This is a genomic window from Erwinia sp. HDF1-3R (assembly GCF_039621855.1).
Classification (GTDB): domain Bacteria; phylum Pseudomonadota; class Gammaproteobacteria; order Enterobacterales; family Enterobacteriaceae; genus Erwinia.
On record NZ_CP155071.1, the window covers coordinates 3,198,080 to 3,224,580 of the forward strand.

Below are 26,501 nucleotides of genomic sequence, written 5' to 3' on the forward strand. Positions count from 1 at the left end.
GATAATCCCAACTATCGGCTTAATGCGTTGACCCATTTCTGGGCAGCGTTTTCGAGTAATCCGTACACAGCTTCAAAGGCTTCGCGGCTTTTCTTGTAGGGATCCGCTATCTCCTGCTGGTTAAGCCAGTGACCAAACAACATGGTCTTGCCGCGTACGGAGGGGTTAATACGATTGACCTGATCCACCTGTCTTTTTTCCATCACCAGAATCAGGTCGTAATCCCGGCACATGCCCGAGGTGAGCTGCTGAGCCACGTGGCCATCCAGCGACAGGCCATGTTCGCTGGCAACGCTGCTTGCCGTACCGTCAGCCGCATAGCCCGTCATTGCGCTAAGGCCCGCAGAGGCAATCTTTTTATCGGGCAGCGCCGCTTTCAGCAGCCGCTCCCCGGTTGGAGAGCGGCAGATATTGCCGACGCAGACCACTAAGATCGAATTAATCATAATGTTCCCGGAAAATTACCAGTTATGAATAGTCTGTACGTTGCGCGTCGCATCGTAGAGGCCGCTAATGGTTGGGACCAGCTGTGAAATAACACGGTTCCAATTCGCCAGAGGCGTCGCGGTCACATAGACGATGTCATAAGGCTGGAGCTGGAATTCGGAACCCATCACCATCGCCGAGGCGTCTTTAGTATTCAGCTGATAAATATTGGCGATCTTGCTGCGGTTCTGCCCTTTGATGGCGCGAATAACGAATACACCAGTAGCATTAGCCGTCGTCTGATCCATGCCCTGCGCGCTGCCCAGCGCTTCAGCCAGCGTCATGCCGCTGCGGTCCATTTTCAGCGTGGCCTGCTGTTTCACTTCACCCATCACAAAGACCTTCAGATCGTCATTGCGCGGAATGTAGAGAATATCGCCAGGGTAGAGCAGATGGTTTTGCGACAGGTCGCCGTTTTGCATCAGCGCCTGGAGAGAAACGGGGATCTCTTTGCCATTGTGAGTGAGTACAACGTTACGCCAGTCGGCGTTCTGCGTCAGACCCCCTGCTGCGTTAACGGCATCAAGGATCGTTAAGGGGACGTTGGTAATCGCCTGCTGGCCGGACGTGGTGACTTCACCCGTCACGTAGGCTTTCTGCGATTTAAACGAGGCCACGCTGACGTCAACCTGCGGGCTTTCAATATACTGTGCCAGGCGCTTCGAGATTTCATCACGAACCTGCTGTACGGTACGGCCTGCTACGCGGACGCGACCGATATAAGGATAGAAGATGGTGCCGTCAGAGTGAACCCAGTTGCCGGTATCGCTGGCGCTGCGGTACTGACCCGCAGGGGTGGTCAGTTCTGGGTGATCCCAGACGGTGACGGTCAGGACATCGCCAATGCCGATCCGGTACTCATAGTTCTGCAACTCATTTTGCAGGCCGCTGTTCGGCTGGGCGACCACGGGCTGCGGACGCATCTGCTCCACCAGGCCCGGAGTCAGAGGGAAGACGTTAACGTACTTATCAATATCAAAATCGCTGTCTTGTTGCTTAATAACGTCTTTTCCGCTGGTGGAAAGACCAGAGCCCGGTGCAATGGTACATCCGGACAGAAGAGCTGCTGATACCATCAGGGGTATCAATTTCGTTTTGATTGTAATCATCTATCTCATCGCTATCAGTAATTTGATTGATAGTGGCGAATCCGCCGCTGTGTAGCGTCATGCAAAAGTTATAAAGTGAGTCTCACATCAGGCGCTGTAACTGTCAGTCATTTTAATTAACTCCCTATCCTTTTATGCCTTGCCGGTTTGATTAAAACCGACGCTTAACATTCGTCAATAAAAAAGTTTGTTTAGCTAGCAAGTCAATGACAGTTAACAGTCAAAAGACGCTGGTAATACAGAAACAGGCCTTGCGACCTGCTCCCGATTGACGGGTAACCCCGTGAATCAATAGGCACCATCACGTTTTAAAACAACGCCGATGGTTTTGAACAGAATGGCGATATCATTCCACAGCGACCAGTTTTTGACGTACCAGGAGTCAAAATAAACGCGTGTTTCATAATCAACATCGTTACGCCCGCTGACCTGCCAGAGGCCGGTCATACCCGGTTTTGCCATAAAGTAGTAGTCAACGTCACCGGCGTAGCGCTCCAGTTCATCTTCGATAACCGGACGCGGCCCGACCAGACTCATATCTCCGCGCACCACGTTCCACAGCTGCGGCAGCTCATCCAGGCTGGTTTTACGGATAAAGTGGCCGATACGCGTAATGCGTGGATCGTTTTTCAGCTTAAAGTCTTTGTCCCATTCGGCGCGGGCCACGGGATCGGTGCGCAGCACTTCTTCCAGCACTTCCTTCGAATTCACTACCATTGAGCGGAATTTAAGGCACTTGAACTTGCGTCCATTCATCCCGACACGCTCATGGCCATAGATAGGTTTACCGCCGTCGCGCGCCACCATAAAGATCAGTACGGCCAGCGCAGGCATCAGCATGGTAATAATCCCCAGCGCCCCGACCAGGTCGAACGCACGCTTCAGGATGCGGGATGTACGCTTAGCCAGATTGTTGCTGACGCGCAGGATCATCACTTCATGGCTGAAAATATAGGCCATGTCCGTACCATAAAGGGGAACGCCGCGCAGGGAAGGGATAACCGAAACGGAACGGCAGTTGTGCTTGGCGAGATTCTTCAGCCAGAGGTCGCGATACTGACTCTGTTCGTACTCCACCGCGACGATGAACTGCGTTTCGCTGTTCACTCTCTGCCACAGCGACTCTTCATCACGAATAACGGGTACGCCAAACAGAGCAAGTGCGGGAGTGGTGTTATCAACATCGTAGAACGCGACGACGTCAAAGCCCATCACTTCTTCGCTTTGCAGCGCCAGCCAGGCTTCCTCGGCGTTCTTGCCGCTACCGATAATGATCGACTGTTTTTTCCACAGCCCGTAGTGATTAAGCACGCGCTTGACCAGCGCACGACCAATCGGGATCAGTACCAGTGCTAATAACCAGGTCATCACCCAAATCCAGCGTGACATATCCCACTTCGAGAGGGCGGTAATGGAAAGGTCAATCACCGAGAAAATCAAAATGCTTTTGAAGATCTCTTTTAATTCAAACCAGAAAGGCTTGCGATAGGTGTAGTGTCGCAGACGCACCCAGAACCAGCCAATACAAACTATTGAGAGGATGATGTGTGTGGCAATTTTTAAATGGAGATCCTGCGAGGAAATATCTTCCAGCATATGGCCTGGAAACGCTTTAATCAGCAGGATAGCAATAAATAAAGAGGCATTAAATAAAATGAGATCTGAAAGAGCCAGTGACAGTTTAATCAACAACCCTTTGAAGGTGTATTCAATATCGCGCATAGTTAACTCTTAATTATTTTTCGAAAGCCTGTGCTTTATTAATTCCATCACTGGAAATAATTGCGTGTTTTTTAATCACGTCATTTATTACACAGAAAACGTATTTGGGAGTCGTGTAAAAGGTCATCTTAACTGACGTTGCAGCAGAGAATTGACATGTAAAATCAACAACAGATGACGGGTCAGAAGAGAATTGACCGGGGCAAAAACCCCTCTCCGGACACGCTACCGCCCCTGGCTTGTAGCTGCCAATGCGCTGTAACGCTCATACTTTGTTGGTTTTATCCTGTCCTCTCTGAGCGGCAGGCTAACGTGTTTCGTCTTAATGTGCGTGTGTTCGCAAAAAAGAACATCGAAATGCCGTTTTGCCACATAACCACAGACATTTCCTAACACGTTGCTATACTAGTTATAAATGGCCTGTTTACAAGAGTCTCTCCCCGCCCGCACTGTCTTTTAGGATTAAGACTACCTTTGCTGCCAGACTGTCGCGCACATATCCTGTTTCCCCGGTGGTTGAAATTCAGATTTACTCCCTGTGGGACTAAGATTAATCCTGAACACTTTCTCTCCACCCGTTAAGTATCTACCAGATTGCTTTACCCACCTATACGAATAATCTTGAAAAGCGTGCGTACGCTAATTGGTAATGGCGCGACAGAGTGATTTCATTTGATGATTATCCCTGCCGTGGTTATTTATCAGAGCCAGCTTCCGCCGCTGATGGGTTTATTTGTGGTATTGATCAGGATTCACTATCATCATAAAAATTTCTTAACGCCGATTGGGTGAGTATCTAATGTTGGAATGGATCGTCGATCCGTCTGTGTGGGCCGGGCTGGTGACGCTTATTGTGCTGGAACTGGTACTGGGCATCGATAACCTTGTTTTTATTGCCATTCTTGCTGAAAAGCTCCCCCCTGCCCTGCGCGACAAAGCGCGCATAACCGGGCTGCTGCTGGCGCTGGTGATGCGTTTGCTGCTGCTGGCATCCATTTCATGGCTTTCGTCTTTAATTACGCCGCTGTTTACCCTTGCCGGTCATCCGTTTAGTGCACGGGACCTGATTATGCTCACGGGCGGAGTTTTTCTACTGTTCAAAGCCACCATGGAGCTGAACGAGCGTCTGGAGGGAAAGGATGCAGACGAAAATCCACAAAAGCGTGGGGCTAAATTCTGGCCGGTAGTGGCGCAGATCGTGGTGCTGGATGCGGTGTTCTCGCTGGACTCGGTGATTACCGCCGTGGGCATGGTCGACAGCCTGGCCGTGATGATGGCGGCAGTGATCATCGCCATTTTCCTGATGCTGCTGGCCAGCAAGCCGCTGACGCGTTTCGTCAATGCGCACCCCACCATCGTGATTCTGTGCCTGAGCTTTCTGCTGATGATTGGCTTCAGCCTGGTGGCGGACGGCTTTGGTTATGCCATACCGAAAGGCTATCTCTACGCGGCCATTGGCTTTTCAATCATTATTGAGGCGCTTAATCAGCTGGCGCAGTTTAACCGGCGGCGTTTCCTGTCTGCGAAATCTCCACTGCGTAAGCGTACGGCAGAAGCGGTGCTTCGCCTGCTGCGGGGCGACCCTGACCGCAGCGAGCTGGACAGCGAAACCGCGTCTCTGGCACCCGATTCCGCTGAAAGCCAGGCCATCTTCAACAAGCAGGAGCGAATGATGATTGCCCGCGTGCTGGGGATGGGACAGCGCACCGTCAGCAGCATCATGACCTCACGCCACGACGTGGAGCACGTCGACCTCAGCGAATCGCCGGAGAAGATAATGGCGCTGCTGGACAGTAATCAGCATACGCGGCTGGTGGTCACGGATAACAGTGATGACCCTCTGGGCGTGGTTCATGTTATCGACCTGTTGCAGCAGGCGCTGCACGGCAACAGCCTGAATATCCGCGCGCTGGTACGTCAGCCGCTGGTGTTTCCGGAACAGCTTACCCTGCTGCCTGCGCTGGAGCAGTTTCGCAACGCGCGAACCCACTTCGCTTTTGTCGCGGATGAATTTGGTTCGATAGAGGGCGTCGTGACGCTGAGCGACGTGATGGAGACCATTGCCGGGAATTTACCCAATGAGGGGGAGAATAGCGATCCCCGCTACGACATTCAGCAAAACGTCGATGGCAGCTGGACGGCAAATGGTCATATGCCGCTGGACGATTTGGTCATGTATATGGCGCTGCCGATCGATGAGAAGCGCGATTATCATACCCTGGCAGGATTACTGATGGAGCATATGCAACGGGTGCCGCAGGCAGGAGATGAGATTCAGATCGGCGACACGCTGTTCCGTATCCTTCAGGTTGACAGCCATCGGGTGCAGAAGGTGCAGATTGTTCCGCTGGCAGTCAACGAAGAAGATTACGAGGTATAGGCTTCGGGGAGAGGAATACGTTTCTTAGCGTCAGGATCGAGGCAACGCAACCCTTCTCAGATACGCGCTACAGGTCCAGAGAAGGGCGTAAAGCAGGGCCGGGGGATCCCTCCCTCCCGGCCTCGTTTATAAATCCTTAATCAGCTTCTGCACGGATCCGCGCTTATCGCTGTTCTGATTACGATCGGCCCACTGCTGCAAACGTTTTTTCGCCTCGTCCTGTAGCTGCTGTCGCAGCACCTGATCAATCTGCAATGAGTAATTCAGCGCCGACCAGGGCCCGTAAACGCGCAGCGGCACGGGGGTTTGTTGCAGGCGCCGAACGATCTCGTCATCACCCTGCCAGCCCTGCGTCACTGTGATACCAAACGTCATATCCGCCTGCTGGTTTGCCAGGTTCACCCCCCCCTCGCCGCTGTAGTTCAGCATTGACGAGGTGCCCTTTAGCGAATCAAAGGCCAACAGGCCCTTATTGAGCGTGGCACCGGCGGTGATATGCTGCAGTGCGCTACCTGCCGGGTGGTCAGACGGCCCGCGCACGCGATCGCTGCTGCGCTCTACCGCACGCTGGATCATCTGCTGAAAATTAAGCCCCGCCATCTGCGCATCCGACAGGCTGACGTCCGCCCTGCCCTGCCAGTCGTGCCGGAACGAACGCACTGACAGGCCTGTGCCGCTGAAATTCCCGGTCAGGCTGAGGTTTCCACTCAGCGATGCCGGAAGGTCAAACGCCTGCAACAGTGGCGCCACGGGAATAGCACTGAATACTGGCTGAAAGGCGATAGCCGACACGGCATTTGATACATCTATGCGCCCCGGAAGCGAGAACTCACCCTGACCAACCTTGCCGCGCAGGGTAGTGAGATTCAGGATGCCCTGCTGACTGGCCGCATTAACCTGCACCTGTGCCAGATCCATCCCGCGCCAGCGCATTTTATCGACGGTGAGCTTAAGGCTGCCGTCCAGCGCATTTAACGGTGAATCGGCATTACTCCGCTGGGCGGGCTGGGCAATAACCGGTCCGGGAGCGGCGCGCTGGGCCTGTATGCCCTGGCTGCCGTTACTGCCGTTAAGCGTCAGCCCCAGCAGGGAATCCATATTCAGCGAGGGAGAGTGTAAATTAATATCGATCTTTGGACGTTCGGCCAGCGTGCCGCTGACGCTTCCCGTCAGCTGACTGTCGTTCGCCTGCAGCGAAAGGTTTTTCAGGCTGAACGCCTGGCTGTCACCCTGCCAGCTCAGCTGCATATTTGCCTGGCCCTTCACGCCGCGGGTCGGCAAATCCGCGCCGGTGAGCTGGTAGTCAAGCTGATTAATGGTCGCTGAGAACTGCCGGGGATAGCGGCTCATATCCGTATCCGCGTTAACATGCACCAGCAGTTCGCGCTGATCGCGACTGATGCGACTGCTCAGATCCAGATGTGCCTGTTTTTGCCTGTTCTGGGAGAGCTGTAAATTCAGATCGCGGAAATTAATTTGCTCGCCATTGCTTTGCTGCCAGATCAGCAGGCTGTCCGCCATGCGCAGTTCGTCAATATCAAACTTCCATCCCCGGCTGGTTTCCGGCGGACGGCTGTCCCTGGGCGCCATCGGCGTATTCGCGGGCTGCTGGCTGTCGCTGTCGGGCGTCATACGGATAACCGCGCCTTTCAGCATCACCTGCTTAACCGACAGCTGGTGAGAGAGAAGAGGGAGAAGGTGCACGTCCAGACGCATATTTTCCGCGCTGACCACCGGCTGTGCGGCCCCGGGCGCAGTCAGGCTCATCGGCCCCGACAGAATACTTAGCTGTGGCCAGACGTGCCAGCGCAGATCGCCATTCAGTGCCAGCCGGTAGCCGCTACGCTGTTCCACCTGGCTGGTCATATAGGTGCGAAAGTCGTTAGGATTGATCAGCAATACCAGCGCAGTCATTCCGGCTACTATCACCACCAGCAAAATGGCCAGCGTGGTAATGAATCTTTTCATGCCTTCCCCTCAGTGCCTGAGACTTAATCTTTGTCGATACGGCTGGCATCAGCGCCCTGCTGCCCCTTATATTTCGCGTCCTGCCGACGGTTATAGGGTCGGGCAGCCGGTCCTGAAAGCGGTTCAAAACTCAGTGCGCCAATCAGCATACCCGGACGTAGCGCCAGAGGCAGCTTACCTGAATTATAGAACTCAAGCACGATACGTCCCTGCCAGCCGGGATCGATACGGTGCGCCGTCACGTGCACCATCAGGCCGAGGCGCGCCAGCGAGGAGCGGCCATCCAGCCAGCCGACCAGGTTATCCGGCAGGGTCACGGACTCAAGCGTGACCGCCAGCGCCAGCTCGCCGGGATGAAGATAGAAAGCTTCGCCTTCCGGCAGCACGATCTCATCGCTCATGACGCGATCCAGCGCGGCACTCACCTCATCCTTCGGGCCGCTCAGATCAATAAAGGCGGCCGTGTGTCCACGAAAGGTTCGAAACTGGTTGCCCAGGCGCACATCTACGGTGGCTCCGTTAATGCGTTCAACCGGTGGGCGCGGCGCAATGTCGAGCTGCCCGCTGTCGAGCCAGGCTTCAATGTCGCTGTCGCATAATCTCATGGTGGCGTCTCCACTAGGTGTGAATGGGCTAAAACTGGCAGGAAGGCTGGGACAGGTGCGCTTCCTGCGCGTTGTGCCACCCGCGCCCTTCATCAGGCAGCGGGTGACCTTATCCTGCTATTCGAAGAACTGATTAATTTTGGCTTTCAGAATATCAATGGCGATACGGTTTTTACCCCCGCGCGGCACGATAATGTCGGCATACTGCTTGGAAGGCTCAATAAATTGCAGGAACATTGGACGAACGGTTTTCTGGTACTGCGCCATGACCGAATCCATGGAGCGACCGCGTTCGTTAACGTCACGCTTCATGCGGCGCATCAGACAGATATCCAGCGGCGTATCGACAAATATAGAGAAGTTCATCTCCTGGCGCAGTCGGGCGTCGGTCAGCAGCAGGATGCCTTCAAGGATAATGACCTTCTTTGGCTTAAGCTGGATGCACTGTTCGGTACGGGTATGCTCGACGTAGCTGTAAACCGGCAAATCGATCGCCTGCCCGGCCTTAAGCATCTGCAAATGCTGGAGCAGCAGGCTGTGATCCATAGCGCTGGGGTGATCGTAGTTGGTTTTCACCCGCTCATCCATGGTCAGATGGCTCTGGTCTTTGTAGTAAGCGTCCTCAGGGATCACACCAATATTTTCATCACCGACCCGGTCGCGGACTTCGCGATAGAGCGTACTGGCAATAAGACTTTTCCCGGAGGCAGATGCGCCGGCGATACCTACGATGACGCACTGATGCGACTTGTCAGTCATAAATTAAAGACCTGGTTACTGATTGTCAGAGACAATGGAGAGGAGGATTTCGCGCGTAATTATAGGGATTTCGGGGGTTTGATGCCAGCGAAATGCGACATAACGCTTTTAAGACTTTCCCGTTATGCGCTAAAGAGGTTCACCGTTAGAATGACAATAGTGAGACAGGCTTCACAATTTTAGCCCGGTCATTGCGCCTGGCAAACGACAAATAAACAATGGATCACGACCAGACAGCCCCGGGTGAAAGCCCGTCTGCCCCGTAACACAATAAAAAGGAAATCAGGTGTCCTGGCATATTTTGCATTTTTTGACCTATTTCGGCGACAGCATGTTGCTTATCCCGACCGCCGTCATCATGGCTATTTTGATTAACTGGAAAAACAGCGACCGTCGTGCGGTTTGGTACTGGGTGCTGGCTTTTTGTGCCGCTGGCGCAATTGTCAGCCTCTCTAAAATTGCCTTTCTCGGCTTTGGCATTGGCAGCGCACGCTATAACTTCACCGGATTCAGCGGCCACAGCGCCATGTCCGCGACGCTGTGGCCAGTAATGCTCTGGCTGCTGAGCGGCCGTCTGCCCCCACTCTGGCGGGGATTTGCGGTCGGCATCGGCTACCTTATCCCGCTAATGGTCGGCGCATCGCGTCTGATCCTCAACTACCATTCCCATAGCGAAGTCTTCGCGGGGCTCATCCTGGGCTTTACGCTGAGTAGCGCCTTCCTGGTCAGCCAGCGCCATGCCCAGCTGAAGGGCTTTTCGACCGGTCAGCTCACTATTGCCCTGCTGCTGCCCCTGGTGCTGCTGGGCCACGGACGACTGGCGACAACGCAGCAGTTTCTGCAGCGCCTGTCGGTGCATATTGCCGGGATCGATCATGCCTGGACACGCGAAGAGTTGTTAAAAATGCGCCAGTAGCAGGCAAGCCCGGCTAATCAATCGCCCGAATAACGCACAGTTTTGAATTCTGGCAGGCATTCAGAAAAGGTTATGCTAGCATGTTCTGAGCAACGCTTAGTGCGCTGACGTGACCGTCTGTCCCCGCTGGAATAGTTAATGACGACTCAGACTCCTTTACAGGCTAGCCCGACGGCTTTATCCCACGGGATGCTGGCGTTATCGCTTGGCGCACTCACCTTTTCGCTGGCAATATTCTGCCTGATGCTGATTAAACTCGGGGGACCTGTTTCGCCGCTGTGGTTCCCCACGGCGCTGATGACCATCGTCGTCTTCCGCCTGCCGTTAAAATCCCTGCCGCTGATCCTTTCCGCCTGCCTGGTCGGGCTGACAGGGGCGAACGCGATGATGGCGGGCCCCTCCCCGGAGGTCGTGACCTTTGCCCTGCTTAATCTGCTTCAGGCTGCTTTCGGCGGGGCACTGCTGCGTCGTCTGATTGACCCCCTGGCACCGCTGGACACCTTGCTGAGTTGGGTAAAAATCGTGGCGTCAGTCGGTTTGCTGGCCCCGCTGCTGGGTGGGGTGGTTGCCACGCTGCTAATCAACGTCAGCGATCGTTCGAATCTGCACTTCTTTTCTACCTGGGTTATCTCAGAAATGATTGGCATGCTGGTGCTGGGGCCGGTCTGCCTGCTGTGGCGCAGCGACTATTTTCACAAAAACTTTAGCCAGCATGTGCTGCTGGAAACCCTCCTGACCCTGGTCGCTACGCTGCTGTTAAGCTATCTGGCTTTGCGTTATCTGCCGTGGCCGTTTACTTTTGTCATTGTTGTGCTGTTTTACAGCGCGGTACGTCTGCCGCGCTTCGAAGCGTTTGTGGTCTTCCTGGCGACGCTGGCGATGATGTCCCTGATGCTAACGCTACATCTGCTCGATTTGCGCTCAAACAGCGGGTGGTTTACTACCCGTACCCCCTGGCTGCCCTTCCTGATGGCCATCATTCCCAGCCATATTATGACGCTGGTGATGCACTCTTTTCGCGAAGAGAGAAAGCACATTGTGGAGAGCGAAACCCGCTTTCGCCACGCCATGGAGTTTTCAAAAATTGGCATGGCGCTGCTCTCCCCGGAGGGGCAGTGGGTACAGGTCAATAAATCGCTCTGTTCGCTGCTGGGCTATCAGGCGCACGAACTGTTGCAGCTCACCTTCCAGCAGATCACCCATCCCGAAGATGTCGAGGCCGATCTTGCCCACGCCCGGACGCTTCTACAGGGTGAAGTGGAGAGCTACAGCCTGGAAAAGCGTTATTACCATCGGAGCGGCAGGATTGTCTGGGCAAGGCTCGCCGTCTCGCTGGTGCGGGATAGCGAACGTCAGCCGCTCTATTTTATCTCGCAGATTGAAGATATCACCGAGCTGAAAAAAACCGAGGCGATCAACCGTCGTCTGATGCAGCGGATCACCCTGGCCAATGAGGCGGGCGGTATCGGCGTGTGGGACTGGAACCTGCGAACCGGCAGGATAAGCTGGGACAAACGGATGTGTGAGATTTATCAACTGCCGGAAGATGCGCAGCCGACCTATGACACCTGGGCTGACATGCTGCTGCCTGCCGACCGGCAGATGGCCACGGACGCGTTCAACCTGGCCACCCTGACGCCCGCGCCGCTGGATATTCACTTTCGCATCAACACCGCGTCGGGCATTCGCCATATTCGCAGTCAGTCGACGATGGTGCTGGACGAAAAGGGCCAGTTGGAAAGGATGCTGGGTATCAGTCAGGACATGACGACAATGCGCCTGCTGACCGATGCGCTCTACCAGGAGAAAGAGCGGATGCATATTACGCTGGATTCGATTGGCGAAGCGGTGATCAGCACCGATAAAGCGATGCGGGTAACCTTTATGAACCCGGTGGCGGAAAGTATGAGCGGCTGGACGCAGGAGAACGCGGCGGGTAAGCCGATCGGCGACATTCTGCGTATAACTCGTGGACACAGCGGCCCCGCCATGGAGATCCTGCTGCAGGGCGAACCGTCATGTGAAATTACCCTGCCGGATATCGACAGGGAGCTGGTGTTGCATAACGCGGCCGGCACGCAGTATGAAATTCACTACACCATCACGCCGCTGAAAACTCAGGAAGGGGAGAGTATTGGCAGCGTACTGGTGATACAGGACGTCAGTGAGTCGCGGGAAATGATGCGCCGCCTGAGCCACAGCGCCTCACACGATATGCTGACCCGCCTGCCTAACCGCGTCAATTTTGAGCTTCAGCTCCAGCGACTGCTGCAATCGGCACGGGACAATCATCAGCAGCACGTATTGGTATTTATCGACCTCGATCGCTTTAAATCGGTGAACGACAGTGCAGGACACGCGGCCGGAGATGCCCTGCTGCGCGAGCTGGCAGGCGTCATGAGGCAACGGTTATGCAGTAGCGACATGCTGGCACGCCTGGGCGGTGACGAATTTGGCGTGCTGCTGGCCGACGTGACGCTGGAGGAGGCACGCGAGAGAATTTCCCGCACGGTGCTGGCGGTGAACGAATACCGCTTTATGTGGCAGGGTCAGCGCTACCCGATTGGTGCCAGCGCGGGCATTACGCTGATCAATCGCCATAACTGCAACGACAGCGAGGTGATGGCGCAGGCCGATCTCGCCTGCTACAACGCCAAGCATAGCGGGCGCGGGCAGTTCTCAGTATACGGTTCCGCTCTGCTTAAGCATCTGAACCCCCTGCTCTCCCGCCGTGAAAACGAGTAACCCGACGCGCTCATCCCGCTCAGGTCAGGCGATTTAATCGCGCGGGGTTCTTGCTCTCCACGCGGCCCTGGGCTAAAGTCCCCCCCTTTTTTCACCGCTCGCGGAGGGGACATATGTTTATCGGCTTTGATTACGGTACGGCAAACTGCTCGGTAGCCATCATGAACGAGGGCGCACCCGAACTGCTGCCTCTGGAGCAGGGCTCGACCTTACTGCCCTCGATGCTGTGTGCACCGACCAGAGAGGCCGTCAGTGAGTGGCTTTTTCGTCACCATCAGGTGCCCACGCCGGACGCGGAGAATCAGGCGATCCTGCGTCGCGCGGTGGCTTTAAATCGTGAAGAAGATATCGACGTCACCCCCGGCAGCGTGCAGTTCGGCCTCGCCTCGCTGGCGCAGTATATGGAAGACCCCGAGGACGTCTGGTTTGTTAAATCCCCTAAGTCGTTCCTCGGCGCAAACGGACTTAAACCCCAGCAGGTCGCCTTTTTTGAAGATCTGGTGTGCGCCACGATGCTGCATATTCGCCAGAAGGCTGAACAACAGCTTAACGGCAGCGTCAGCCAGGCGGTGATTGGCCGCCCGATCAACTTCCAGGGGTTAGGCGGCGATGAGGCCAACCGTCAGGCGCAGGGAATTCTGGCGCGAGCAGCCTCCCGCGCAGGCTTTAAGGACGTTGAGTTCCAGTATGAGCCCGTAGCGGCCGGGCTGGACTTTGAAGCGACCCTCACAGCCGAAACGCGCGTGCTGGTAGTGGATATTGGCGGCGGAACCACCGACTGCTCGATGCTGCTGATGGGGCCCGAGTGGCATGACAAGGCGGATCGTAGCAGTAGCCTGCTGGGCCACAGCGGCTGCCGCGTCGGCGGAAACGACCTGGATATCATGCTGGCATTCAAAGAGCTGATGCCGCTGCTGGGATTAGGTGGCTCGACCGTTAAAGGCATTAACCTGCCCGCCCTGCCCTGGTGGAATGCGGTGGCAATCAATGATGTCCCGGCGCAAAGCGACTTCTACGCCACCGCCAGCCGCAGGCAGCTCCAGGATTTGATCCGCGATGCCGCCGAGCCCGAAAAGGTGAAACGGTTATTAAAAGTCTGGCAGCAGCGGCTGGGCTATCGGCTGGTTCGCGCGGCGGAAGAGAGCAAAATCGCCCTGTCGGATCGCCAGCAGGTTGGCGCACCGCTGAGCTTTATTGAGGCATCCCTGGAGACGCTTATCAGCGTGGATGCGCTTCAGGCGGCCATTTCTCAGCCGGTTGAGCGCATAAAGGAGCAGGTGAAACTGGCGTTAGCCGCCAGCGGCACCCGCCCGGATGTGGTGTTCCTCACCGGCGGCAGCGCACGCTCGCCGGTGCTACGCCAGGCGCTAAGCGAACTGCTGCCTGACATCCCGCTGACCAGCGGCGATGACTTCGGCTCGGTCACCGCCGGACTGGCGCGCTGGGCGCAGGTGATGTTCCGCTAAAGCCTTATGCCGCGCCAGCGAGGTTCAGCTAAGCCTTAAGCCTGACCGGCACTGGCGTCGGAGAGCGCACGCAGATCCGCGTCGCTCAGCTTAAGCGCGGCGGCTTTCGTTAGCTCGTCAAGCTGGGCCAGCGAGGTCACGCTAACAATCGGTGCCGTAATACTGGGTCGGGCAATCTGCCATGCCAGCGCGACCTGCGTTGGCGTGGCGTTATTGCTTTCAGCCACCCTGTCGAGCGCCTTCAGGATGCTCAGCCCGCGTGGGTTGAGGTATTTCTGCACCACGCCGTCGCCGCGCGGGCTCTTACTGGCATCTTCCGGCCGGCGGTATTTACCGCTCAGAAAGCCACTCGCCAGGGAATAATAGTTAATCACGCCCAGCCCGTTCTCGCTGGCGACCTTTTCCAGCCCGCTTTCATACTCTTTGCGATCGTAAAGGTTATATTCCGGCTGGAGCGTTTCATAACGCGCCAGCCCCTGCGCTTCGCTGACCTTTAACGCTTCCGCCAGCCGCTCTGCCGAATAGTTAGAAGCCCCTACTGCACGCACTTTGCCCTCTTTAATCAGCGCGTCAAAGGTCGCCAGCGTCTCCTGCAGCGGCGTGTCGCTGTCGTCGCGGTGGGCCTGATACAGATCGATAGTGTCGGTTTGCAAACGTCGCAGGGAGTCTTCAATCGCCTGGCGGATGCGGGCCGGTGCCAGCCCGGTTTTTCCGTCACCCAGATCCATACCCACCTTGGTAGCCAGCACGATTTTATCGCGCTTGCCGCTCTGCTTCAGCCAGTTGCCGATAATGGTCTCCGACTCGCCGCCCTGGTTGCTGGGTGCCCAGCGCGAATACACATCAGCGGTATCGATGAAATACAGCCCTTTCTCAACCAGCGCATCCAGCAGTGAGAAGGAGGTTTTCTGGTCGATTGTCCAGCCGAAGACGTTGCCGCCGAAGGTGAGCGTGGGAACCTGAATGCCGGTGCGGCCTAATGAACGGTGCTCTATCTGACTCATCATGTCTCTCCTGAAATGAATGATTTTCGCGTGCTAATTAGCGTAGCAAACATTGTCACGAGCGCGTGGTACATTTGTGGCATAACATTTTCAGTTTATGAGTACTTAAGTTATCAAGCGCAATCGCGCATTACGTCGCTGACAATAAAGCAGAAAAAATAGCCTTAATTCATATTTCATTCATTTTTACACCCTTTAAACTGGTTAAACTCACAGGCTTAAGGATCGCCGTTCGATCCAGAGGACACCCTATTGCTACCGGAGAGCGCTTAACAACATGAAGACCAAACGACCTTCCCGCAGGATCCTGCTTATTCTGATCGTCGCGGCCTGTGCAGTGAGTGGCTACATCTGGTGGCACAGTCAGCAGGCAGCCTCGCCGCCGAACGCAAAACATGCCAGGCAGGCGGGAGCCGGTGGGAAAGGCGAAGGTGGCCATCGCGGCGGCAGCGGCGCGCCCACGCCGGTGCAGGCGGCAGAAGCCGTCAGACAAAGTGTGCCGCAGTATCTGGCCGGCCTGGGCACCGTTACCGCGACCAATACGGTCACCCTGCGCAGCCGAGTGGATGGCACGCTGATGGCGCTGCACTTCACTGAAGGGCAGCAGGTGGAGGCCGGACAGCTGCTGGCGGAGATCGACCCGCGACCTTATCAAATTGCGCTGATGCAGGCGCAGGGGCAGCTGGCAAAGGACCAGGCGACGCTGGCTAACGCCCGCCGCGATCTGGCGCGCTATGAATCCCTGGTCAAAACCAACCTGGTATCACGTCAGGAGATGGACGCGCAGCGTGCGCTGGTCAGTGAGACCCAGGGCACGCTAAAGGTAGATGAAGCCAGTGTCGCCAGCGCCCAGCTTAATCTCACCTACAGCCGCGTGGTGGCCCCCATTTCGGGCCGCGTTGGCCTGAAACAGGTGGATGTGGGCAATATGATCGCCAGCAGTGATACCACCGGGATTGTGGTGATTACCCAGACTCACCCCATCGACGTGGTATTTAGCCTGCCCGAAAACGACATCGCTACCCTGCTAACCGCGCAGAAAAGCGGCCTGCCCGTTCCGGTTGAAGCCTGGGATCGCACGAACAGCAGGCTGCTGACCCAGGGCAGCCTGCTGAGTATGGATAATCAGATCGATGCCACCACCGGCACGGTGAAGCTGAAAGCGCGCTTTAGCAACAGCGATGACAGGCTGTTCCCCAATCAGTTTGTTAACGCCAGGCTGAAGGTCAATACGCTGGAGGATGCCATCGTTATCCCGACCGCTGCGCTACAGCTGGGCAACGAGGGCAATTTCGTCTGGGTGGTAAACGCTGAGAGTAAGGTCAGTAAAAAGCAGGTTTCCGTCGGGATGCAGGACAGTCACAGCGTGGTGGTGAAGGCCGGGCTGGATGCCGGAGAGCGGGTGGTCACCGACGGCATTGACCGTCTGAAAGAGGGCGCACAGGTTGAGGTCATTGCACCGCAGTCTACCTCCGGCACCCCGACCAACAGCGTGCTGCCCGCAGCGGGAGCAGGTGTCTGATGCAGGTGATGTCCCCTAATCCGGGCGGCGGCCCGTCGCGCCCGTTCATATTACGCCCCGTCGCCACCACCCTGCTGATGGTGGCTATCCTGCTGGCTGGCATCCTTGGCTATCGCGCCCTGCCCGTTTCAGCCCTGCCGGAGGTCGATTATCCGACCATTCAGGTGGTCACGCTCTACCCCGGTGCCAGCCCGGACGTGGTGACCTCGGCGATCACCGCCCCGCTGGAGCGCCAGTTCGGCCAGATGTCGGGCTTAAAACAGATGTCTTCCCAGAGCGCCGGGGGGGCATCGGTAGTAACGCTTCAGTTCCAGCTTACCCTGCCGCTGGACGTGGCCGAGCAGGAGGTGCAGGCGGCGATCAATGCCGCCACCAATCTGCTGCCGAATGACCTGCCTAATCCACCGGTTTACAGCAAAGTTAACCCGGCCGATCCGCCGATTATGACCCTTGCGGTCACCTCCACCAGCATGGCGATGACCCAGGTTGAAGATATGGTGGAAACCCGCGTGGCGCAAAAGATCTCTCAGGTCTCCGGCGTCGGGCTGGTCACCCTGGCGGGCGGGCAGCGTCCCGCCGTGCGCGTAAAGCTGAATGCTCAGGCCCTGGCGGCGCTGGGGCTGGACAGTGAAACCATCCGCACCGCCATCACCAATGCCAACGTTAACTCGGCTAAGGGGAGCCTGGACGGCCCGGAGCGCGCAATAACCCTTTCCGCCAACGATCAGATGAAATCTGCCGAGGATTATCGCCAGCTGGTCGTCGCTTACCAGAAGGGCGCACCGGTTCGCCTTGGCGACGTCGCCAGCGTCGTGCAGGGTGCCGAAAACCGCTGGCTCGGTGCCTGGGCCAACCGGCAGCCCGCCATTGTGCTGAATATTCAGCGCCAGCCTGGGGCAAACATTATCACCACCGCCGACAGCATCCGTCAGATGCTCCCCGCGCTCACCGCCTCGCTGCCAAAATCGGTGGAGGTCAGGGTTCTCACCGACCGCACCACCAATATCCGCGCCTCGGTTCACGACGTGGAGTTTGAGCTGATGCTCTCCATCGCGCTGGTGGTGATGATCATCTACCTGTTTCTGCGCAACGTCCCGGCCACGCTGATCCCCGCCGTGGCGGTGCCGCTGTCGCTCATCGGCACCTTCGCGGTGATCTGGTTCCTCGGCTTTTCGATCAATAACCTGACGCTGATGGCGCTCACGATCGCCACCGGCTTCGTGGTGGACGACGCCATCGTGGTGATTGAAAACATCTCCCGCTATCTCGAAAAGGGTGAAAAGCCGCTGGACGCGGCGCTCAAAGGGGCCGGAGAGATCGGTTTTACTATTATTTCGCTGACCTTTTCGCTGATTGCGGTGCTGATCCCACTGCTGTTTATGGGGGATATCGTCGGCAGGCTGTTCCGCGAATTCGCCGTCACCCTGGCGATCTCGATTCTTATCTCGGCGGTGGTCTCGCTGACCCTGACCCCGATGATGTGCGCGCGCATGCTCAGCGCAGAATCACTGCGAAAACAGAACCGCTTCTCGCGCGCCAGCGAGGGGATGTTTGATCGGGTGATTGCCGCGTATGGCCGCTTACTCCGCCGGGTCCTGCATCACCCCTGGCTGACGCTCACCGTGGCGCTGAGCACGCTGGCCATCACCGTCCTGCTGTGGATCGCCATTCCTAAAGGATTTTTCCCGCTCCAGGATAACGGCATTATTCAGGGGACACTCCAGGGGCCACAGTCGGTTTCCTGGAGCAATATGGCCCAGCGGCAGCAGCAGGTTGCCTCAATCATCATGAAGGATCCGGCGGTACAGAGCCTGACCTCCTTTGTGGGCGTTGATGGAACCAATCCCGCGCTTAACAGCGGTCGACTGCAAATAACGCTTAAACCGCTCAGCGAGCGCGACGATCGTATTCAGGCGGTCATTGCGCGTTTGCAGCGCGATATTGCCGGGTTGCCAGGCGTGACTCTTTATTTACAGCCGGTACAGGACCTGACCATAGATACCCAGCTCAGCCGGACCCAATATCAGTTCAGCCTGCAAACGGGATCGCTGGAGGCATTAAGCCTGTGGGTACCGAAGCTGGTGGAAACGCTCTCCGCCCTGCCGCAGCTTAAAGACGTCAGCAGCGACTGGCAGGACCAGGGGCTGGAAGCCTATATCCGGGTGGATCGCGACAGCGCCAGCCGCCTCGGCATTACCATGGCCGACGTGGATAATGCGTTCTATAACGCGTTCGGCCAGCGGCTGATTTCCACCATCTATACTCAGTCCAGCCAGTACCGGGTGGTGCTGGAGCACAACACCACCGAAACGCCCGGTCTGGCAGGCCTGGACGGCATCCGTCTAAAGAATGCGTCGGGTGGTACCGTGCCGCTCAGCGCCATCGCGCGCGTTGAGCAGCGCCACGGGGCCTTAAGCATCAACCATCTGGATCAGTTCCCCTCCACCACCTTCTCCTTTAACGTCAGCGACGGTTACTCGCTGGAAGAGGCGGTGAACGCCATCAGTCAGGCGGAACGAAATCTGGCGATGCCGTCCGATATCATCACTCACTTCCAGGGCAGTACCCTGGCCTTCCAGGCCGCCCTGTCGGGTACCGTCTGGCTGATCGTGGCCGCTATTGTGACGATGTATATCGTGCTGGGCGTGCTGTATGAAAGCTTTATTCACCCGATCACCATCCTCTCCACGCTGCCGACGGCGGGGGTCGGTGCGCTGCTGGCGCTGATGATCAGCGGCAGCGAGCTGGACGTTATCGCCATCATTGGCATTATTCTGCTGATCGGCATCGTAAAGAAAAACGCCATTATGATGATCGACTTCGCGCTGGCGGCGGAGCGTGAGCAGGGTATGCCCCCGGGTGAGGCCATTTATCAGGCCTGCCTGCTGCGCTTTCGACCGATTCTGATGACCACGCTGGCCGCGCTGCTGGCCGCGCTGCCGCTGATGCTTAGCACCGGCGTGGGGGCCGAACTGCGCCGCCCGCTGGGCATTGCCATGGTGGGAGGACTGATCGTCAGCCAGGTGCTGACCCTGTTTACCACGCCGGTTATCTATCTGCTGTTTGACCGTCTGGCGCACGCCCTGCGTCGCCGCTTCCGGCGGGAGGCGGCAGAATGAGGTTTTTTGCGCTGTTTATTCACCGTCCGGTGGCGACAATTCTGCTGACCCTTGCCATTACCCTGGCGGGGATACTGGGTTTTCGGCTGCTGCCGGTCGCCCCGCTGCCGCAGGTGGATATTCCGGTGATCATGATTTCCGCCTCGCTGCCCGGCGCCTCACCGGAAACCATGGCGTCGTCGGTTGCCACGCCGCTGGAGCGGGCGCTGGGCCGCATCGCGGGGGTCAGCGAAATGACCTCCACCAGCTCGCTGGGCATGACGCGAATTATCATGGTGTTTGATTTCGACCGGGATATTAACGGTGCCGCGCGCGACGTACAGGGTGCCATCAACGCCGCGCAGAGCCTGCTCCCCTCCGGGATGCCTGATCGTCCCCGCTGGCGCAAGATCAACCCCTCCGATGCGCCGATTATGATCATGACGCTCACCTCGGACAGCTGGTCGCAGGGCAAGCTGTATGACTATGCCTCGACCCAGCTGGCGCAAAAGCTGTCGCAGATTGAGGGCGTCGGTGACGTCACGATTGGCGGCAGCTCCCTCCCCGCCGTGCGCGTGGACCTCAATCCGCAGGCGTTGTTTAATCAGGGCGTGTCGCTGGATGCGGTACGCACCGCCATCGCTAACGCCAACCAGCGCAGGCCACAGGGGGCCGTTGAGGATGCCGATCGGCGCTGGCAGCTCAAAACCAATGATGCGCTGCAAACCGCCGCTGATTACCGGCCACTGGTTATTCACTATAACAATGGCGCGGCGGTGCAGCTTAAAGACGTGGCGAACGTCACCGATTCGGTACAGGACGTGCGTAATGCCGGTATGGCCAATGCGCGACCCGCGATTCTGGTGCTGATCCGCAAGCTGCCTGACGCTAACATCATCGCCACGGTTGACCGCATCCGCGCCGAAGTGCCCGAGCTGCGCAACCTGATCCCCGCTTCCGTCGAACTGAATATCGCGCAGGATCGCTCCCCGACCATCCGCGCATCGCTGGCGGAGGTTGAGCATTCGCTGGTCATCTCCGTCGGGCTGGTGATCCTCGTGGTGTTCCTGTTCCTGCGTTCCGGCCGCGCCACGCTAATTCCCGCCGTTGCCGTACCGGTCTCCCTGATTGGCACCTTCGCGGCAATGTACCTGTGCGGCTTCAGCCTGAACAACCTGTCGCTGATGGCGCTAACCATCGCTACCGGTTTCGTGGTAGATGACGCCATTGTGGTGCTGGAAAATATTTCACGCCACGTTGAAGCGGGAATGAAGCCGCTGCAGGCGGCGCTACAGGGCGTGCGCGAGGTGGGCTTTACCGTGCTGGCGATGAGCCTGTCGCTGATCGCCGTGTTCCTGCCGCTGCTGATGCTCGGCGGGCTGATCGGCCGCTTCTTCAAAGAGTTTGCAGTTACCCTCTCGGTGTCGATTGCGATCTCGCTGGTGATATCGCTGACGCTGACGCCGATGATGTGCGCCCGCCTGCTGCGCACCCGCACGGCAGACCCACAGCCGCGCAAAACGGGCATCGGCAGCCTGCTGCTGCGTCTGCAGCAGGGTTACGGTCGCTCACTGAGCGTTGTGCTCAACCATGCGCGCTGGACGCTGCTGGTCTTCCTCGCCACCATCGGCCTGACGGTTTATCTTTACGCGACCATTCCGAAGACCTTTATGCCCGAGCAGGATACCGGGCGACTGCTGGGCTTTATTCAGGCCGACCAGAGCATTTCTTTTCAGGCAATGCGCGGCAAGCTGGCGGATTTTATGACTATCGTCCACGCCGACCCGGCGGTCGAAAGCGTGATGGGCTTCACCGGGGCCGCCGGGACCAACAGCGGGGCGATGTTTATTTCACTTAAGCCGCTCAGCGAGCGCACCGAAAGCGCCCAGGCGGTGATTGCGCGGCTGCGGGTGAAGCTGGCGAAAGAGCCGGGGGCCAGCCTCTATCTGATGGCAGTGCAGGATCTCCGGGCGGGCGGGCGCGAGTCCAATGCCGGCTATCAGTATACGCTGCTCTCCGACAACCTTGACGACCTCAGGCAGTGGGAGCCAAAAATTCGCCAGGCCTTTAGCTCGCTGCCGCAGCTGGCAGATGTGAATTCCGATCAACAGGATAACGGGGCAGAAATGGCGCTGACCTACGACCGGGAAACCATGGCGCGTCTTGGCATCGACGTTTCAATGGCCAACGATTTGCTGAACAACGCGTTCGGCCAGCGGCAGATTTCCACCATTTACCAGCCCCTGAATCAGTACAAGGTGGTAATGGAGGTGGATCCGCGCTACACCCAGGATATCGGCTCGCTGGATTTAATGTACGTGGTGAACAGCAGCGGAAAGGCTATCCCTCTCTCTTACTTTGCCCACTGGCTACCGGCCAATGCCCCGCTGTCGGTCAACCATGAGGGGCTGTCTGCCGCCTCGACCATTTCATTTAACCTGCCCGAGGGCGTCTCCCTTTCTCAGGCCTCTGCCGCCATCGAGCGCAGTATGACCTCGCTGGGCGTCCCGGCCAGCGTTCGCGGCAGCTTTGCCGGAACGGCGAAGGTCTTTGAGCAGTCGCAGAGCAGCCAGCTGTGGCTGATCCTGGCGGCCATCGCCACGGTCTATATTGTGCTGGGCATCCTCTATGAGAGCTACGTTCATCCGCTGACCATTCTTTCCACCCTCCCCTCAGCGGGCGTGGGGGCGCTGCTGGCGCTGGAGCTGTTTGGTGCGCCGTTCAGCCTGATTGCGCTAATTGGCATCCTGCTGCTGATTGGGATTGTGAAGAAGAATGCCATTATGATGGTGGACTTCGCCCTGGAGGCCCAGCGCAGCGGCGAGCTTAGCGCCCGTGAGGCGATATTCCAGGCCAGCCTGCTGCGCTTCCGGCCCATTCTGATGACCACCCTTGCCGCGCTGTTTGGCGCCCTGCCGCTGGTACTCACGTCCGGTGACGGCGCGGAGCTGCGCCAGCCGCTGGGCATTACCGTGGTGGGGGGGCTGATAGTAAGCCAGCTATTGACGCTTTACACCACGCCGGTGGTCTATCTCTATATGGATAAGCTGCGCCGCAAGAAGCGTCCGGGCGCACAGGGGGCTGCCGCCTCTGCCCTCAGCCGTGATTCAGGAAGCCAGTAGCGAATGGATACCCTTCCCCGCGAGGTGCGCTGGCAGCTGTGGATCGTTGCCGTCGGGTTTTTTATGCAGACGCTGGATACCACCATCGTCAATACCGCCCTGCCCTCAATGGCGCTGAGCCTGCATGAAAGCCCGCTGAATATGCATTCAGTGGTGGTCTCTTATGTGCTGACGGTAGCAGTAATGCTGCCGGTGAGCGGCTGGCTGGCTGACCGTTTTGGCGTGCGAAACGTCTTTTTCAGCGCCATTATCCTGTTCAGCCTGGGTTCGCTGCTCTGTGCCATGGCCACCTCGCTGGATCAGCTGATTGCGGCGCGCATTATTCAGGGCATTGGCGGCGCGATGATGGTACCGGTGGGACGCCTGACGGTAATGAAGCTGGTGCCGCGCGAACAGTATATGGCGGCGATGACCTTCGTTACCCTGCCCGCCCAGGTCGGCCCGCTGATCGGTCCGGCACTCGGGGGTCTGCTGGTACAGTACGCCAGCTGGCACTGGATTTTCCTTATTAATCTGCCGGTCGGGCTGGCTGGCGCCATCCTCACCCTGCGGCTTATCACCAACGCCTCACTTCAGCCGCGGCCCTTCGATTTTATCGGTTATCTCCTGCTGGCGGTGGGCATGGCCACCCTCACGCTGGCGATGGATGGCCCGCGCGGGCTGGGCAACGCTCCGCTGCTGCTCTGTCTCTCAATGCCGATCGGACTCTTTTCGCTACTGTTCTATCTCCTGCACGCCCGGGGTAATGAGAAAGCGTTATTCAGCCTGCGGCTCTTTTCGCAGCCGGTCTATGCCATCGGCCTGCTGGGCAGTTTGACGGGGCGGATTGGCAGCGGCATGCTGCCCTTTATGACGCCGATTTTCCTCCAGGTAGGCATGGGCTATACCCCTTTTCATGCCGGGTTGATGATGATCCCGATGGTGCTCGGCAACATGGGCATGAAGCGCATCGTGGTTCAGATTGTCAGCCGTTTCGGCTATCGCAACGTGCTGACAGGCGCAACGCTCGGCCTGTCGCTGGTCGTGATGCTCTTCCCGGCGGTGGCCCTGCTGGGCTGGAGCCTGCTGCTGCCGGTGGTGCTGTTTCTACAGGGGATGGTAAACGCCATCCGCTTTTCGGCCATGAACACCCTGACGCTGAAAACCCTGCCGGACGATCTGGCCAGCAGCGGTAACAGCCTGCTGTCGATGGTGATGCAGCTCTCAATGAGCATCGGCGTCACCCTCGCCGGGTTGCTCCTGGGTGCATTTGGTCAAAGCGCGCAGGTCGACACGCCGGTAATGCATCAGGCTTTTATCTATACCTGGCTTTGCGTGGCAGGCATTATTGCGTTACCGGCGCTGGTGTTCTGGCGGGTGCCGACAGATGTGAGTGAAAATGCGCGGCTGGATCGCAGGAGGAGATCGTGATGTTCACGAAGTTACGTATCGGCATAACCGCCAAGCTGTTTGCCGCAATATTTTCAACCTGCCTGCTGGTGGTGGCAACCATGCACCTGGGGGTGCGGCTCAGCTTTGAGCATGGCTTTATTGACTATATCAAGAAAGGCAACGAGCAGCGGCTGGTGATGCTGAGCGATGCGCTCTCCGATCAGTATGAGCAGCATGGCAACTGGGATTTTCTTCGCCATAACAACAAGCTGGTCTTCCAGATCCTGCACTCGCTGGAGCAGAACCCGGATGCCAGCACTCACCTGCCCCCGCACGGCTGGCGAACGCCGTTCTGGATTATCGATCAGCAGTATCACGTAATGATTGGCCCACGCGGACCGATACCGCCGGAGGGCACGCGCCGCAATATCACCACCAGCGACGGGCATATTGTCGGCTGGGTCATAGGTTCGCCCCCGGAGCGGCTGACCCGCAGCGCCGATATCAACTTTGAACAGCAGCAGAAACGCACCAGCTGGATTATCGTTGGCCTGACCATGCTGCTGGCAGCGCTGGTCACCTGGCTGATGTCGCGCGGCCTGCTGGCTCCGGTCAAAAGGCTGGTGGAAGGTACGCACCGCCTGGCGGCCGGGGATTTTTCCAGCCGCGTACAGGCCAGCAGCCGCGACGAACTGGGCCGGCTGGGGCAGGACTTTAACCGACTGGCCGGTACGCTGGAAAAAAACGAAAGCATGCGCCGCGCCTTTATGGCCGACATCTCCCATGAGCTGCGCACCCCGCTGGCGATTCTGCGCGGCGAACTGGAGGCGATACAGGACGGCGTGCGTCAGCTGACGCCGGCATCCATCGTCTCGCTACAGGGAGAAGTGGCTACCCTCACCAAGCTGGTGGATGATGTCCATCAGCTCTCGCTCTCGGATGAAGGGGCGCTGGCCTATCGCAAATGTAAAACTGACCTGGTGCCGCTGCTGGAGCTGGTCGCGAGCAACTTCACCAGCCGCTTCAGCGCGCACGGCCTGACCCTGACGCTCCGGCTGCCGGAGCAGGCCCCGCTGTTTGGCGATCCCGATCGGCTGATGCAGCTGATGACCAACCTGATTGAGAACAGCCTGCGCTACACCGACGCGGGCGGCGGCCTGACCATCAGCGTCAGCAGCCTGCCGGGCCAGCGAATTGTGCAGTTTGAGGATACCCCTCCCGGCATTACCGACGAGCAGCGCCAGCAGATATTCGCGCGTTTCTACCGCGCCGAAAGTTCGCGCAATCGCGCCAGCGGCGGCTCGGGCCTGGGCCTGGCTATCTGTCAGAATATTGTTGAAGCGCATGATGGCCGCATTATGGCCGATCACGCAGATGCGGGCGGCGTGAAAATTACGGTACACTTACCCTATCATGATAACTGAACCCTCTTCCCCGCAGGATGCTATGAATCAGGAACAGCAAGACCCGCTAATTTTAGTGGTTGAAGACGAGCCTAAACTGGGCCAGCTGCTGGTGGACTACCTACAGGCAGCCAATTACCGCACCCATCATATTTTGCGCGGCGACGAGGTGCTGGAATGGGTAAGGCGCACACCCCCCGATATGATCCTGCTGGATCTGATGTTGCCCGGCGTTGACGGCCTGACGCTGTGCCGCGAGCTGCGCCGCTTCACCGAGCTGCCGATTATGATGGTCACCGCCAAATCTGAAGAAATTGATCGCCTGCTCGGGCTTGAAATTGGAGCGGATGATTATATCTGTAAGCCCTTCAGCCCGCGCGAAGTGGTGGCGCGGGTCAAAACTATCCTGCGACGCTGCCACCGTACGCCAGAAGAGATCCAGCAGGCCTCCCTGCTGGTGATTGATGAAGGCCGCTTCCAGGCCAGCTGGAATAACAGCATGCTGGATCTGACGCCCGCTGAATTTCGCCTGCTAAAGACGCTGGCGCAGGCCCCGGGGCAGGTCTTCACTCGCGAGCAGCTGCTTAATCAGCTGTATGATGACTATCGGGTGGTGACCGACCGCACCATTGACAGCCACATCAAAAATCTGCGCCGCAAGCTGGAGGCGCTTGACGCCGATCAGCCGTTTATTCGCGCGGTTTACGGTATGGGTTACCGCTGGGAAGCGGATGCGGGCCGTTTGATCTGACCCCTGTGGCCTGACGCCAGGTTGACGCGCAACCTTTGATCTGGCGCCATTTACATTACCCCCTCCAGCTTTTA

At 57.8% G+C, this 26,501-nt stretch carries 17 protein-coding genes; 10 read left to right on the forward strand and 7 right to left on the reverse strand.

Annotation, left to right across the window (positions count from 1 at the left end; translation table 11 throughout):
- Nucleotides 1–11: 11 nt before the first annotated feature.
- From AAGR22_RS14640 to wbaP, 3 genes are all read right to left on the reverse strand, one after another.
- Nucleotides 12–446 (reverse strand): protein tyrosine phosphatase, encoded by a 435-nt coding sequence (locus tag AAGR22_RS14640; RefSeq protein WP_067708475.1) that lies wholly within the window; start codon nucleotides 444–446, stop codon nucleotides 12–14.
- 15 nt (nucleotides 447–461) lie between these two features.
- A complete protein-coding gene (locus AAGR22_RS14645) occupies nucleotides 462–1,595 on the reverse strand; it encodes a polysaccharide export protein (protein ID WP_345828211.1) in 1,134 nt (377 codons plus the stop codon).
- A gap of 288 nt (nucleotides 1,596–1,883) precedes the next feature.
- Entirely contained in the window at nucleotides 1,884–3,317 is a 1,434-nt protein-coding gene (gene wbaP / locus AAGR22_RS14650; RefSeq protein WP_067708484.1) for an undecaprenyl-phosphate galactose phosphotransferase WbaP, read from the reverse strand.
- A 799-nt stretch (nucleotides 3,318–4,116) separates the two neighbouring features.
- Between wbaP and AAGR22_RS14655 the strand changes: the two genes are divergently transcribed.
- The gene (locus AAGR22_RS14655) at nucleotides 4,117–5,697 is read left to right on the forward strand and encodes a TerC family protein (protein WP_345828213.1); all 1,581 of its coding nucleotides are present in this window, start codon (nucleotides 4,117–4,119) and stop codon (nucleotides 5,695–5,697) included.
- Nucleotides 5,698–5,823: 126 nt separating this feature from the next.
- Here AAGR22_RS14655 and asmA read toward each other — a convergent pair whose 3' ends face one another.
- The 3 genes from asmA to udk all read right to left on the reverse strand — a co-directional run bounded on the left by asmA (nucleotide 5,824) and on the right by udk (nucleotide 9,029).
- Nucleotides 5,824–7,665, reverse strand: coding sequence for an outer membrane assembly protein AsmA (gene asmA, locus AAGR22_RS14660; protein WP_345828215.1), 1,842 nt, complete (start codon nucleotides 7,663–7,665; stop codon nucleotides 5,824–5,826).
- A 23-nt stretch (nucleotides 7,666–7,688) separates the two neighbouring features.
- Entirely contained in the window at nucleotides 7,689–8,270 is a 582-nt protein-coding gene (gene dcd, locus AAGR22_RS14665; RefSeq protein WP_067708487.1) for a dCTP deaminase, read from the reverse strand.
- 117 nt (nucleotides 8,271–8,387) lie between these two features.
- Nucleotides 8,388–9,029 (reverse strand): uridine kinase, encoded by a 642-nt coding sequence (udk, locus tag AAGR22_RS14670; RefSeq protein ID WP_067708491.1) that lies wholly within the window; start codon nucleotides 9,027–9,029, stop codon nucleotides 8,388–8,390.
- 286 nt (nucleotides 9,030–9,315) lie between these two features.
- Between udk and AAGR22_RS14675 the strand changes: the two genes are divergently transcribed.
- From AAGR22_RS14675 to yegD, 3 genes are all read left to right on the forward strand, one after another.
- Nucleotides 9,316–9,945, forward strand: coding sequence for a phosphatase PAP2 family protein (locus AAGR22_RS14675; RefSeq protein ID WP_231877652.1), 630 nt, complete (start codon nucleotides 9,316–9,318; stop codon nucleotides 9,943–9,945).
- 138 nt (nucleotides 9,946–10,083) lie between these two features.
- Nucleotides 10,084–12,690 (forward strand): diguanylate cyclase, encoded by a 2,607-nt coding sequence (locus AAGR22_RS14680; protein WP_345828218.1) that lies wholly within the window; start codon nucleotides 10,084–10,086, stop codon nucleotides 12,688–12,690.
- Nucleotides 12,691–12,803: 113 nt separating this feature from the next.
- On the forward strand, nucleotides 12,804–14,156 hold the full coding sequence (gene yegD / locus AAGR22_RS14685) for a molecular chaperone (RefSeq protein ID WP_067708498.1): 1,353 nt from the start codon (nucleotides 12,804–12,806) through the stop codon (nucleotides 14,154–14,156).
- Between the two features lie 35 nt (nucleotides 14,157–14,191).
- On the opposite strand, the gene AAGR22_RS14690 is transcribed toward yegD, so the two are convergent.
- Nucleotides 14,192–15,160, reverse strand: coding sequence for an aldo/keto reductase (locus AAGR22_RS14690; RefSeq protein WP_345831611.1), 969 nt, complete (start codon nucleotides 15,158–15,160; stop codon nucleotides 14,192–14,194).
- Nucleotides 15,161–15,437: 277 nt separating this feature from the next.
- Between AAGR22_RS14690 and AAGR22_RS14695 the strand changes: the two genes are divergently transcribed.
- The 6 genes from AAGR22_RS14695 to baeR are packed head-to-tail and all read left to right on the forward strand — an operon-like array spanning nucleotide 15,438 to nucleotide 26,427.
- Nucleotides 15,438–16,682, forward strand: a complete 1,245-nt coding sequence (locus AAGR22_RS14695; protein ID WP_345828220.1) for an MdtA/MuxA family multidrug efflux RND transporter periplasmic adaptor subunit — start codon at nucleotides 15,438–15,440, stop codon at nucleotides 16,680–16,682.
- Entirely contained in the window at nucleotides 16,682–19,801 is a 3,120-nt protein-coding gene (locus AAGR22_RS14700; RefSeq protein ID WP_345828222.1) for an MdtB/MuxB family multidrug efflux RND transporter permease subunit, read from the forward strand. The genes AAGR22_RS14695 and AAGR22_RS14700 overlap by 1 nt, the downstream gene beginning before the upstream one ends.
- Nucleotides 19,798–22,902, forward strand: coding sequence for a multidrug efflux RND transporter permease subunit MdtC (gene mdtC / locus AAGR22_RS14705; protein ID WP_345828223.1), 3,105 nt, complete (start codon nucleotides 19,798–19,800; stop codon nucleotides 22,900–22,902). Before AAGR22_RS14700 ends, mdtC begins: the two co-directional genes overlap by 4 nt.
- 3 nt (nucleotides 22,903–22,905) lie before the next feature.
- Nucleotides 22,906–24,312 carry a multidrug transporter subunit MdtD gene (gene mdtD / locus AAGR22_RS14710; protein WP_067708515.1) on the forward strand — a complete coding sequence of 469 codons (1,407 nt, stop codon included), beginning with the start codon at nucleotides 22,906–22,908 and terminating at the stop codon, nucleotides 24,310–24,312.
- A complete protein-coding gene (baeS, locus tag AAGR22_RS14715; RefSeq protein WP_067708519.1) occupies nucleotides 24,312–25,697 on the forward strand; it encodes a two-component system sensor histidine kinase BaeS in 1,386 nt (461 codons plus the stop codon). The genes mdtD and baeS overlap by 1 nt, the downstream gene beginning before the upstream one ends.
- A gap of 22 nt (nucleotides 25,698–25,719) precedes the next feature.
- The gene (gene baeR, locus AAGR22_RS14720; protein ID WP_067708524.1) at nucleotides 25,720–26,427 is read left to right on the forward strand and encodes a two-component system response regulator BaeR; all 708 of its coding nucleotides are present in this window, start codon (nucleotides 25,720–25,722) and stop codon (nucleotides 26,425–26,427) included.
- The last annotated feature ends 74 nt before the right edge of the window (nucleotides 26,428–26,501 follow it).

Excerpts from the sequence above, each read along its gene's own strand:
- yegD (WP_067708498.1), top strand. The coding sequence starts at position 12,804 with ATGTTTATCGGCTTTGATTACGGTACGGCAAACTGCTCGGTAGCCATC.
- AAGR22_RS14690 (WP_345831611.1), bottom strand. The coding sequence starts at position 15,160 with ATGAGTCAGATAGAGCACCGTTCATTAGGCCGCACCGGCATTCAGGTT.
- mdtC (WP_345828223.1), top strand. The coding sequence starts at position 19,798 with ATGAGGTTTTTTGCGCTGTTTATTCACCGTCCGGTGGCGACAATTCTG.
- udk (WP_067708491.1), bottom strand. The coding sequence starts at position 9,029 with ATGACTGACAAGTCGCATCAGTGCGTCATCGTAGGTATCGCCGGCGCA.
- AAGR22_RS14695 (WP_345828220.1), top strand. The coding sequence starts at position 15,438 with ATGAAGACCAAACGACCTTCCCGCAGGATCCTGCTTATTCTGATCGTC.
- mdtD (WP_067708515.1), top strand. The coding sequence starts at position 22,906 with ATGGATACCCTTCCCCGCGAGGTGCGCTGGCAGCTGTGGATCGTTGCC.
- AAGR22_RS14700 (WP_345828222.1), top strand. The coding sequence starts at position 16,682 with ATGCAGGTGATGTCCCCTAATCCGGGCGGCGGCCCGTCGCGCCCGTTC.
- baeS (WP_067708519.1), top strand. The coding sequence starts at position 24,312 with ATGTTCACGAAGTTACGTATCGGCATAACCGCCAAGCTGTTTGCCGCA.
- wbaP (WP_067708484.1), bottom strand. The coding sequence starts at position 3,317 with ATGCGCGATATTGAATACACCTTCAAAGGGTTGTTGATTAAACTGTCA.
- dcd (WP_067708487.1), bottom strand. The coding sequence starts at position 8,270 with ATGAGATTATGCGACAGCGACATTGAAGCCTGGCTCGACAGCGGGCAG.
- AAGR22_RS14645 (WP_345828211.1), bottom strand. The coding sequence starts at position 1,595 with ATGATTACAATCAAAACGAAATTGATACCCCTGATGGTATCAGCAGCT.
- baeR (WP_067708524.1), top strand. The coding sequence starts at position 25,720 with ATGAATCAGGAACAGCAAGACCCGCTAATTTTAGTGGTTGAAGACGAG.
- AAGR22_RS14680 (WP_345828218.1), top strand. The coding sequence starts at position 10,084 with ATGACGACTCAGACTCCTTTACAGGCTAGCCCGACGGCTTTATCCCAC.
- AAGR22_RS14655 (WP_345828213.1), top strand. The coding sequence starts at position 4,117 with ATGTTGGAATGGATCGTCGATCCGTCTGTGTGGGCCGGGCTGGTGACG.
- asmA (WP_345828215.1), bottom strand. The coding sequence starts at position 7,665 with ATGAAAAGATTCATTACCACGCTGGCCATTTTGCTGGTGGTGATAGTA.
- AAGR22_RS14640 (WP_067708475.1), bottom strand. The coding sequence starts at position 446 with ATGATTAATTCGATCTTAGTGGTCTGCGTCGGCAATATCTGCCGCTCT.